Below are 11,326 nucleotides of genomic sequence, written 5' to 3'. Positions count from 1 at the left end.
TGGTCGATTTGCTGTCTTACCTGGAGCCTCGCCCTCATCGATCACCGGTCCCTGCTGACCCGGGCTGACCTGCAAGATCAGGTTGAAAAAGGCTCAGTAGGTGCCGTCGTTCGCCTTGACGATCGACTCGACGTCGAAGTCGGCGCCGGTGAGCACCCGGTCGGCGCGGGTCAGCTTCCACGGCACGTGGCCGTCCGGGTCGGTCAGGTTGACGCCGCCCACGACGTCCACGGTGTTGCCGGCGAACACCGGCGCGAGCCGCTGGATCCGGAGCAGGAAGTCACCGGAGTTGGCCTGGTTGCCGTAGCCGTTGTCGGACAGCACGTCGAAGGTGCCGTCGCCGTTGTCCGCGATCCCGGAGAAGCCCTGGATCGGCTGGTCGGCGAAGGGCACCGGGAACCCGTTGGTGTTGCCGGTGACGAGCGCGCCGGACGGCTCGCTGCCGGCCACGAAGGTCGCGGCCGGCAGGGAGGCGAACCCGGTCAGGGTCGGTGTGGTGACCCGGTCACCGCCGGCCTGGGCCGCGCCCGCCAGTGTGAGGGTGAGCGCGAGCGCCAGCGATCCGGTGTAGACGATCTTTCGCATGTGGCCGGACCTTAGGGAACGTGGGTGAACCGGGCCCGACGGTGCGGTTGCGTCCGGCGGTCAGGCTCCCACCTGCTCGGAACCTACGGGAGTGGAACGAGCGGGGGCGGTGTCGTGACGCGGCAGGCTCAGCGGATCGGGCAGGTCGTGCACGGCGCTGAGGCCGTCGGCGTGCCGGTTCAGGCGTCCCTCGGCGACCAGGTCGGCGATCAGGGTGGTGAGCCGGGCGTCCAGTTCGGGCGAACGCCGCGACGACCAGCCGTAGAGCCGGGCGGTGGCGGCGAGCAGGCCGTCCACGTCGATCGCCCCGGCGTCGGCCACCAGGTGTTCCAGCGCCACCCGTACCTCGGTGTCGGCGATCTGATCGGCCTTGCGGGCCACCTCCCCGGACCGGAGCCGGACCGTCGGGACCAGCTGCCCGGGGTCTCCCAGGAAGTCGTTCTCCCAGGTCACGTCGCCCTTGGCAGCCTGCTTCGCGATCGCCGCGTCGATGGCGGCACGGGCCTGCTTGGTGATCCGGACGAGCGCCCACTCCTCGCGCATCCGCTGGACGGCGATGCTGACGTGCACCGGTCCTTCGACCGCGGCGATCCTGCGGATCGCGTCCGCGATGCGTTTGCCGGACTCCGGGTCGGCGAGGCTCGCACCGTCGGGCAGGGCGGTCAACTTCGCTTTGCGGTACGGCTGCGCCCACTCCTGCGGTCCGGGTGCGACGGTCTTCTTCGGCCTGGTCCGGGTGGTGCTCTTGCGGGCGGGCGCCGTCTTCACCGCGACCGCCGGTTCGGGCGTGGCGACGGGCTGCGGCACCGGTTTCTCGTCGAACTCCGGTGACACGAAGACCGGCTCGGCGATCGGCAGTCCTTCGACCGAGGCCGGTCCGGTGCGGCCCGCCTCGGCGAGCATCGCGGCGACGCGCTCCGCCTCGGCGCGGTCCACGTCCTCCCGGCTGAGCCGTTCGAAGGTGGCCGGGACGACCCGCGGTTCGTCGTCGTCCGGGGAGGCCGCGACCGGTTCGGAGCGTTCCACCCGCTCGAACACCGCGGCTGTCACGCGCGGCCCGGTGTCCTCCTCCGCCGTCTCGAAGTCGTCCTTCGTCACCGTCTCGAAGACCGCCGGGCGCACGCGGGGCTCGTCGATCTCCGCCTCCGGGAACGTGTACGGGCGGCTGACCCGCTCGAACACTGCCGGGGCGACCTCCGGCTCCGGCTCGGCGGCGACGTGCTCCTCCACGTCGCCGACACCCGCGAGGTAGGCCTCGACGGGAGCCGTCTCCTCAGCGGAGACCGCCTCCTCAACAGACACCGCCTCCTCAACGGAGAGGGTCTCCTCGACGGGCGCCTCGTCGACGACGATCTCGGCCTCCTCGTCGATCTCGGCCAGCGCGTCGACCGGCGCCAGCTCCTCGGCCGGTGCCTCGACGATCTCCTCGACCGGCTCCTCGACCATCTCGGCGACCACGTCGGCCGCCGGTTCCGCGGTGGCGTACCCGTCCTCGGTCTGCACCAGGGTGATCGGCTCGCGTCGCTCGTCGGCGGGCGTCGCGGCGCCGTCGAGCTCGGCGGCCTGCTCCTCCGGCGGGAACTCGGCGAGCGCCTCCTCGATGGCGGCGCGCAGCCGGCGTTCCTCGTGCTCACGGTCGAGGTACCAGGCGGTGCCCCAGACCCGGTGCAGTTTCCAGCCGAGGCTCTCGAGGACCTGCTCACGCAGCCGGTCCCGGTCGCGGGCGGCGGGCGCGGAGTCGTACGTCGTGCCGTCGCACTCGATGCCGAGGGCGAACGGGGAGTTGCGCCGCGCCGAGCGGCGCACCGCCAGGTCGATCCGGAAGGCTCCCGTGCCGACCCGGGTGCGGACCCGGTAGCCCCACGCCCTGACGACGTCACGGACCGAGTCCTCGAACGGCGTCTGCCCGTCCGGCCGCGTGTCGTCGAGCCCGAGCGCCGCCTCGCCACGCGTGGCGTAGTCGAGATAGGCGGCGAGCGGCCGCAGCTCCTCGGTGTCCGGCAGGTCGCGGGCGCGTACCCCGGAGATCACCTCGACCCGCCGCGACGCCCTGGTGGTGGCCACGTTGAGCCGCCGCCAGCCGTCCGTGCCGCCCAGACCGCCCAGGTCCTCGCCGATCGCCAGCAGGATCACGTCGCGTTCGTCGCCCTGCACGGTGTCCAGGTCCTTGACGAAGAAGCCGTGCAGCCGGTCGTCGTCGGGCGGCACCACCATGTCGGCGACCGCGGCCTCGATGCGGTCGGCCAGGTCGGTGGTGCCGGCGATGACGCCGAGGCTGAGGTCGGGACGGGTGACGAAGTGGTGGGCGACCCGGCCGGCGACCAGCTCGGCGATCCCGGCGTCGCCGTTCTCCGGGTTGGCCGCGAACAGCTGCACCCCGGAGTCCGGCCCGGCCGGTCCGGCGGGCGGGAACGTGTTGAGCCGGCCCTGGTAGAAGGTGTGGTTCGCGAACGCGATCAGCGACTCGTGCCGGCTGCGGTAGTGGGTGCTCAGGTCGAGCACCGGGAACGCCTCGCAACCGATCGCCAGGTCCAGGACGGATCGGCCGGCGCCGGGCGTGGGCAGGGCGGTGAGCTGCCGGTCGTCGCCCACGACGATCAGCGACGCGCCACGGTAGATGCAGGTGATCGCGTCCGGAACGGGCACGCGGGACGCCTCGTCGATGATCACCACGTCGAAGGTGAGGTCCGCCGGGACGAGCCTGCTGACGTCGGCGGGCACGGTCAGGAAGCAGGGCTTGACCGCGAGCGTGGCGTGCCGGGTCTGCCCGATCAGGTCGCGCACCGGCAGGCGGCGGCCCTGCTGGGCGGCCGACGCCCGGAGCAGCGCGGCCTCGGCGGAGGCGGTTCCGGTGGGCTGCATCTCGTCGACGGCGTTCATCACGTCGGCGATCGCGGCCCGCTGCAGCCGGGCGTCCCAGAGCCGGAACTCGGCTACGAGACGGTCGCGGGCCGCCGCGTCCAGCGGTGGGAGCCGGTCGTCCTCGCGGATCACGGTGTCCGCCCAGGACTGGAACAGGGCCCGGCCGAGGACCGGCAGGATCTGCTCGACCGGCAGGTCCTCACGGGCGCAGAAGTCGACGACGGCGTCCAGGCCGTGCTCGGTGAGCACCTCGCGGGCGGCCTGGTACTCGAACCACTCCTGCTGGCCCTTGCCGTCATCGAGCAGGGCGCCGATGAGTTCGCGGGCGTGCCCGTAGTCGTCCAGGGCCGAGGTGAGCTGGGCGTGCCGCCGGGGCGCGAAGGCGCGCAGGATCCAGTCGCGGGCGGCCTGCCATTCGGCGACCCGGGTCGGCAGCGTGTCGGTGGGCCGGGAGCGGCCGAGCGCGTCGACCTGGTCCGGGGTGAGCGCGGTGTCGACGCCGACCCGGATCCGCCGGGCCTCCGAGGTCCACGCCATCGCGGTGGCCAGGGCCTCCACGTCGGTCTGGGTGCCGCGGTACGCCGGGCCGAGCACCCGGGCGTACTCGCCGGCGTTGGCCGACAGTGCCGAGGCGGCGTCGGCGGCACTCTCCCGGAGCAGCCCGATCGCGGCCGACTCGGCGAGCGTGAAGTCCCGCCCGGCCGCCGCGCTGTACGCCTGGACCAGCTCGGCGGTCGCGGTGAGCGGCTCGACGTGGGCCCGCAGCCAGGTGACCGCGTCGTGGATGGGACCGGCCGCGAGCTGGGGCCTCGGGGCAGGTTCCGGTGTCGGCCGCAGCGCGGCGGTCCACCGGTCGAACTCCTTGCGCGCCTCCGAGACGATCCGGATGATCGCGCTGTTCGGGGTGGCGGCGCTGACCCTTTCGATGACCGCGGGCAGGGCCTCCGGCGGGGTCACCCGCATCACCTCCTCGGCGGTGCCGAGGGCGTTGCGGATCGCGTCGAAGTCGGTGTCGAGGCGGTTCCAGTGCCGGCCGAGGACCCGGGCGTACTCGCGTTCGGCCTCGTCGAGCTCGTTGAGCGCCTTCTTCCAGGCGGCCGCGGCGGCCAGGTTGGCCACGGCCTGCTTGCGTTTGACGTCCGGCCGGGCGATCTCGGCGGCCGCCTTCTTGTCCCGCCGGTACGGGGCGCCCAGCTTGCGCAACCCCTTGTGCACGGTGGCGAACCGGTCGGCGAGTTCGTCCACCGGATGGGCCAGCGCGCCCTCGTTGAAGTGCTCGCGAGCCCTCTCCTCGGCGGTGCGGACCACGTCGACGGCCCGCTGCAACATCCGGGACGCGGTGTGTGCGGCGGCCATCCCGACCGGGTCGAACCAGTTGGCCTCCGGTTTGTCGGGCCGCGACAGCAGGTCGACGATGGACACGACCCGGCCGATGTCGGAGAACGCGACCACGTTGGGCAGGCCGAGCCGGGCAGTGACCCGGTCCAGGCTGTGCTGGTGCTGTTCGAGCCGGTCGGCCTCGTCGGCGAAGCGTCGGGCCAGTCCGCGGGCCTGCGCGGCGGTGAGCGGCAGCAGCTCGACCGGCGGCGGATCGAGGTGCACGAGACTGGGTACGATCGGCAGCTTGCCCGGGGTGGGCAGGGCCGACCAGGTAACCCCGGCGCGTGCCCGTACCGCGTCCTCGGCCTGGTGCAGCGACTTGAGGTGGCGCAGCAGGCCCTCGGCGGCGCGGGCGACCGGTTCCAGGCTGTCCAGGGTGAGCCACTCGTCGGCGGCCTCGGCCGGGCGGCGCGCGGCGTGCCCGATCAGGGTGGTCAGCGCGATCGTGTCGGCCAGGTGCCGGGCCTGGAACGCGGTGGCGAGCGGGTCGGCGCCGGCCGCCTCGGCGAGGTGTTCGAGGGCGGTCTGCGCCTGGTGCAGGCGCGCGTCGAGGCGGTTGCGGTCGACCACGTCGCGCCAGAGGAACGCGTCGCCGGCCAGTGCCGGGCGCCAGGCGCGGCCCAGGCGTTCGGCGGCGTCGCGGACCTTCTGCAGGGACTGGGTGGTCAGCGGCAGCGGCAGGACCGGCGGGACGGGGGCGGCCGGCACGTCGGTCATCTGCGCGCACATGCCGAGCACGTCGTGCAGGCGGTGTCCGAGCGGCTCGCGGACCTCGTTCATCGCCTCGGCGTACGCGTTGAGCCGTTCCCGGTGCTCGCGCAGTTCCTGCCGCTCGTCGGTGGAGAGCCCGGGCGGTGGGAGCGGGATGAAGTCGAGGGCCGCCGCGAGGGTGGCCGCCACGTGGTCGCGCCCGGTCCGGTCGCTGTGCAGTTCGAGCAGGTAGTCGTCGAGGCCGGCGTGGGCGAGCCGGTCCTTGACGACGTCGAGGGAGGCGGCCTTCTCGGAGACGAGCAGCACCCGTTTCCCGGTGAAGATCAGCGCGGCGATCATGTTGGCGACGGTCTGCGACTTGCCGGTGCCGGGCGCGCCGCGCAGCACGAAGCTGCGCCCGGCCAGGGCGGCCGCCACGCAGGAGCGCTGGGCGGCGTCGGCGTCGAGGACGAGCGGGATGTCGTCGGGCGCGGCGACGTCGTCGATGCGGCGGGCCGGGATGGGCTCGAACTTGAACGCGTCGATCTGCGACCGGGCCTCGGTGGCCAGGGCCCGTACCACCGGGTGGGCGAGGATCTGCCGCTCGTTGTCGACCAGGTCGTGGTAGACGACCTCGCGGTGGACGGTGAACCGGGAGAGCAGGATCGCCTCGTCGGTACGCCACTCGGGGTGATCGCCGATGGCCGCGTCGAGCCGGGCCCAGAAGACGGTGACGTCCAGTCCGGTCAGGCTCTCCACGGCGGGCAGGTCGATGCCGTGCTGCCGGAGGCGTACCGCCAGGGCGGGGTTGACCAGCGGGTCGTCGGGCCGGGCGCGCAGGCGCGGGTAGTCGAGCGGGTCGGAGTCGACCAGGTCGACCGGCAGCAGCAGGATCGGGCTGGCGTACTCCTGCACGTCGTCCTTCCAGTGCAGGGTGCCGAGCGCGAGGTAGAGCGCGGAGATGCCGTACTCGAGCTGGTCGCGGTGGTCGGTGCGGCGCAGGGCCCGCAGCGTGGCGTCCATCTCGGCGTCGGTCATGTGGGTCTGGAACACGCTCGCGGTCCGCGGGCGCGGGCCCTCGGCCTGCTCCTCGACGCCGAGGAAGCCGCACTCGCGGCCCTGCTGCAGCGCCTCGAGGACACCGCGTGGCGACGGGCTGTCAATGGCCACGACGCCGGGCCCCCACGGATCCACATGGATGAGCGGGTTGGAGGCGGTGAGGTCGAGCAGACCGGCACGCCAGGATTCGAGCACTCCGCGGACGCGTGCGTCCGGCCGCCCGGTCAACCCGTCAGCTTCATCCCACCGCATGCGCCCATTCCAGCAAGGCGAGGTGGGTCGCCGTGCCGTTTTTCCGGGTTAATCCGACGTATCCGGCCGAAAAATCCGACAAAAAGGCCCGAATCACCCTCACGGGGAGATCCGGGCCGTTTGCGTGTCAGTCCCAGGCGGGCACCCACCACTGCCACCCGGCCGGTGCGAGCGGCCAGGCCGGGTCGGGCTGCCAGCCCTCCGGCGGGTACCAGCCGTCCGGCGGAGTGGGCCAGCCCGGCGGGACCACGAACCTGATCCCGGTGGGCGCCGGTGGGATCGGCGCGTGCAGGTTGCCCTCGGCCGGGGCCGGTGAGACCGGGGCGATGCCGGCCAGCGCGCCGGAGTTCGCCTTCACCACCGCGGCGAGCGCGGGGATGACCGTGGTCTCGGCGATCTCCTGCTGTTCCCGCACGTCACGGGCGTACGCGTGAGCGCCTTCGGTCTGCCGGACCGGGACGGTGGCCGGCGGCTGGAAGCGGGAACCGGCGTAGGACGTGTCCGCGCTGCCGGTGTTCCACGCCGGGGAGACGGTCGAGGGCACGGCCGGGGAGACCGGCGCGACACCCGCCGCCGGCGAACCCGAACTGCCGGTGTTCCACGCCGGGGGAACGCTCGAGGGCACGGCCGGGGAGACCGGCGTGACCGGCAGGGCCGACGGCGGCAGTGGGGGCACCGCGGGCATCGCCGACGGCGGTGAGGCCCAGCTCGGCAGCGAGTCCGCCGCGGTGACCCAGTTCGGCACCAGACCGCTGGACGCCGGGCCGCCGGTCATCAGCCCGCCGGGCATGCTCATGCCGGGCACCGCGGAGGCGCCGGCCGAGGCCGGCGCGGGGGACACCGGGATGGATACGGGAAGCGGGTTCGTGCCCGGCGTGGCCGGTCCCGTGCTGGCCACGCCGGGGGCGGGGACGGTCGCCGTGCCACGGCCCGCGGACTGCCGTGCCGGACCGGGCTGCCAGCTCTCCGGCAGGTCCTGGACGCGAGCGACGTACAGCATGACCTCGCTCTTTCCGCCGTTGCCCTTGACCAGGGCCCGCGCGGCGGTGACGAAACCCTGCTCAGCCAGATGCCGCAGGATCGGCAGCAGCTCGCCGCTCATCTTGGGGCTCAGGTCGCCGACGCGGACGTCGACGACGCGCACCTCGACGAGGTGGTCGGCGGTCTCGTGCAGGGTCACGTAGGCCCAGCACTCGCCACCCTCGGGGCGCAGCAGCGGAAGCAGCGCCTGGAGCGCCTGCTGCTGACCGATGACCTGCACGGCCGACCCGGACGGCAGCAGACGGTGCTCCTGGACGGGCGGCGCGTTCGCCGGGACCAGCAGGTGCGGCTCGGCGAGGTCGAGCCGGATGGTGCTGTCGAAGGCGGCCGGGCGGCCGTCGGCGGCACCCCACTCCCGGCCGGTGATCCGGGCGTTGACCTCGGGAATCAGGCCGCGGGAGGTGAGGGCGGTGAGTACCTTGACGTACCGTGCGGCCTCGGGCCGTGGCAGATGGCCGAGCAGGCTGCCGTTCGCCCAGACCCCGACGGCGTTGCGGTCGTGCCGGTTGTTGCGGTCGGGTATGAGCTCGACGGGGACGGTTATGTCGGTTCCTCGCGGGTCGAAGTCGCTGCCGAAGAGAGCACGTATCGCCTTCGCATAGTGCGTCTCGCCGACCACCTCGGCACTTGCCCAGCCCGCTTGCCCCCAGAGGGGGAACCGATTCGCCACACGGGAACGCTAGTGTCTGCTTTCCGTCAGTCACCTCACCCGTACGGACGAGTGGGATCAACCGTACGTTCCGTATCCGGCCGGCTCGCGAGAGCGACTGAGTTACCGTTCAGTTCCAGGAGATACCCGGCGACCAGGGCCAAACCGGTCGCCGGTTACCTTAATTCCTGGTTAACCGACCTTGACTACCATCTTGCCGGTGTTCTCGCCGCGCAGCAGGCCGAGGAAGGCCTCCGGCGCGTTCTCCAGACCGTCGACCACCGTCTCCCGCGCGGTGAGCCGCCCCTCGCGCAGCCAGCCACCCACCTCGGCGATGAACTCCGGCATCCGGTGCGAGTGGTTGCCGACCAGGAAGCCGCGCAGGTTGATCTCCTTGCCGATCGTGCTGGCCAGGTTGCGCGGCGCGGACGGCGCGGTGACGTCGTTGTACTGGGCGATGGCCCCGCACATCGCGATCCGGCCGTACTTGTTCATCGTGCTGATCGCCGCCTCGAGGTGGTCGCCGCCGACGTTGTCGAAGTAGACGTCGACACCGTCCGGCGCGGCGGCCTTCAGCTGCTCGCGCACCGGCGCCTGCTTGTAGTCGAAGGCGGCGTCGAAGCCCAGGTCGGCGGTCAGATGCCGGACCTTCTCCGCCGAGCCGGCGCTGCCGATCACCCGCTTCGCCCCGCGCAGCCGCGCGATCTGCCCGACGACGCTGCCCACGGCTCCGGCCGCGCCGGAGACGAACACGGTGTCGCCCTCGCGGAACTGCGCGATGTCCAGCAGGCCGACGTACGCCGTGAGGCCGGTCATCCCGAGCAGACCGAGATACGCCGAGAGCGTCGGCGCCGCGGCCGGGTCGACCACCCGCGCCCGTGCGGCGTCGACCACCGCGAACTCGCGCCAGCCGAGAGCGTGCACCACGTAGGCGCCGACCGGTACCGACTCGGCGTTCGACGCGACGACCTCGCCGACCGCACCCCCGTCGAGCGGCTCGCCGATCTTGAACGGCGGCATGTAGGACTTCACGTCGTTCATCCGGCCCCGCATGTACGGGTCGACGGAGATGTAGACGTTGCGGATCAGCACCTGGCCGGGACCGGGTTCGGGGACCGGCGCCTCGGCGATCTCGAAGGTCTCGGCGGTCGGCCAGCCGACGGGACGGGCGGCGAGGCGGATCTCTTTCATCGGTACTCCACACGCTCGGGGACGGGTTGTCTTTGCTACTCGACAGTAGCTACTCCTCCCCGGCCCCGGGTTCGCGGGCGATTTCGCCGATCACCACCCGGGCGGGTGCTCCCGGGCGCACCCTTGGTACATGCGTATCGGTGTCATTGGAGCAGGTCAGCTCGGCGGCACACTGGCCAGGTGGTGCGCCGAGAGCGGGCACGACGTCGCGGTCACCTCGCGGCATCCGGAGCGCCTGCGTACCGAGTTCGGCATGGAAGGCACGCCACTGCGGGTGATGTCGATCCCGGAGGCGGCGTCCTTCGGTGACGTGGTCATCTTCAGCCCGAACTGGTCGTCCGCGCGGGAGGCGATCGACATGACCCGCGGCGTGATCGCCGACAAGGTCATGATCGACGCCACCAACCCGGACGTCCCGGACGACGTCTCGGGACTGGAGACGCTCATCGACATGGCGCCCGAGGCGCACTGGGCGAAGGCGTTCAACACGGTGCCGACCGAGGTACTGAGCCGGCGGCGCGGGCACGACCCGCTGCTCGCCGAGTACGTCTGCACCGATCAGCGCGACGCCCGGGAGGCGACCTCACGGATCATCCGCGATCTGGGGTTCGCGCCGGTCTACGCGGGCGGTCCGCACGCCGCCCTGCTGACCGAGACCGGCGGGCCGCTGCAGATGCGCGAGGTCGACGTGAAGGACGCCACGGACGTGCTGGCCGAGGCCCTCATGGTGCTGCACTGAGACGTCACTGGCGGGGACGTCACTGGCAGGGACGTCACGGCCGGGACAGCAGCTCCGACCGTGACGTGACGGCATCGGGGTCACGACGCTCCAGCACGGCGGTCCCGCCGGTGGCCGCGGCGTCCGGCGCGAGTCGCCGCCGGAGCCACGCCGCGTGCGTGTCGCGGGTGGACGGGGCGTGCGACGTTCCGATGCTGATGGTCAAGGCGGCCTCCGTGGTTCTCGCCGGTGCGGGAACCCGACGATCGGCCGTGCTCCGTCCCACTGAAGGATTTCGGCACCACGAGCGGCTCCACCTCCATCCGGGGTACGAAGGAACTCCGGCGGTGGGAGAAACCTGACAGGAGGAGCAGCGATGCCGGTCATCAGTTCGGAGAAGAACGTCGACGCGTTGACCCTGACCTTCGTCGCCGAGTTCGCGGCCCCGGTCGACCGGGTGTGGCGGGTCTGGGCCGACCCCCGGATGCTGGAGCGCTGGTGGGGGCCACCGACCTGGCCGGCGACCGTCGACCGGTTCGACCTCAAGCCAGGCGGCGACGTCCGCTACCACATGACCGGGCCGGACGGGACGAAGGCCGGCGGCTGGTGGGCGGTCACCGAGGTGGAGGAGCCGCACCACCTCGAGTTCGACGACGGCTTCGCCGATGACGCCGGTGAGCCGGTCGATCCGCAGGACGTCACGCATGCCGTGGTGACGCTGGAGGAGTCCGGTGCGGGCACCCGGATGACGACGATGTCGACGTTCCGCACCGCCGCGCAACTGGAGACCCTGACCGACATGGGCATGGAGGAGGGCATGCGCCTGGCGATGGGTCAGATCGACGACATCCTGACAGAAGGCTGAAACACCCCACGCGGGTACGACCGGTCGCGGTAGC

Annotated in this window: 7 protein-coding genes; 2 read left to right on the top strand and 5 right to left on the bottom strand. The window is 72.3% G+C overall.

The window, feature by feature from the left end; genetic code table 11:
• Nucleotides 1-93: 93 nt before the first annotated feature.
• From CLV67_RS41785 to CLV67_RS41770, 4 genes are all read right to left on the bottom strand, one after another.
• Complete coding sequence (locus CLV67_RS41785) at nt 94-585, bottom strand: esterase-like activity of phytase family protein (protein WP_203737726.1); 492 nt, start codon at nt 583-585, stop codon at nt 94-96.
• Nucleotides 586-645: 60 nt separating this feature from the next.
• Nucleotides 646-6,828, bottom strand: coding sequence for a DUF3320 domain-containing protein (locus CLV67_RS41780; protein ID WP_106328860.1), 6,183 nt, complete (start codon nt 6,826-6,828; stop codon nt 646-648).
• Nucleotides 6,829-6,955: 127 nt separating this feature from the next.
• On the bottom strand, nt 6,956-8,539 hold the full coding sequence (locus CLV67_RS41775; protein WP_146169509.1) for an HIRAN domain-containing protein: 1,584 nt from the start codon (nt 8,537-8,539) through the stop codon (nt 6,956-6,958).
• A 171-nt stretch (nt 8,540-8,710) separates the two neighbouring features.
• The gene (locus tag CLV67_RS41770) at nt 8,711-9,709 is read right to left on the bottom strand and encodes an NADP-dependent oxidoreductase (protein WP_106328856.1); all 999 of its coding nucleotides are present in this window, start codon (nt 9,707-9,709) and stop codon (nt 8,711-8,713) included.
• Between the two features lie 130 nt (nt 9,710-9,839).
• Between CLV67_RS41770 and CLV67_RS41765 the strand changes: the two genes are divergently transcribed.
• A complete protein-coding gene (locus tag CLV67_RS41765) occupies nt 9,840-10,448 on the top strand; it encodes an NADPH-dependent F420 reductase (protein ID WP_106328854.1) in 609 nt (202 codons plus the stop codon).
• 34 nt (nt 10,449-10,482) lie between these two features.
• On the opposite strand, the gene CLV67_RS52345 is transcribed toward CLV67_RS41765, so the two are convergent.
• On the bottom strand, nt 10,483-10,653 hold the full coding sequence (locus CLV67_RS52345) for a hypothetical protein (protein WP_170154209.1): 171 nt from the start codon (nt 10,651-10,653) through the stop codon (nt 10,483-10,485).
• A 150-nt stretch (nt 10,654-10,803) separates the two neighbouring features.
• Here CLV67_RS52345 and CLV67_RS41760 point away from each other — a divergent pair, with 150 nt between their 5' ends.
• A complete protein-coding gene (locus CLV67_RS41760) occupies nt 10,804-11,292 on the top strand; it encodes an SRPBCC family protein (protein WP_106328852.1) in 489 nt (162 codons plus the stop codon).
• The last annotated feature ends 34 nt before the right edge of the window (nt 11,293-11,326 follow it).

Source organism: Actinoplanes italicus, assembly GCF_003001815.1.
Taxonomy (GTDB): Bacteria; Actinomycetota; Actinomycetes; order Mycobacteriales; family Micromonosporaceae; genus Actinoplanes; species Actinoplanes italicus.
Note: the sequence above shows the minus strand (reverse complement) of the source record. Positions and strands in the feature narration are given on the sequence as shown.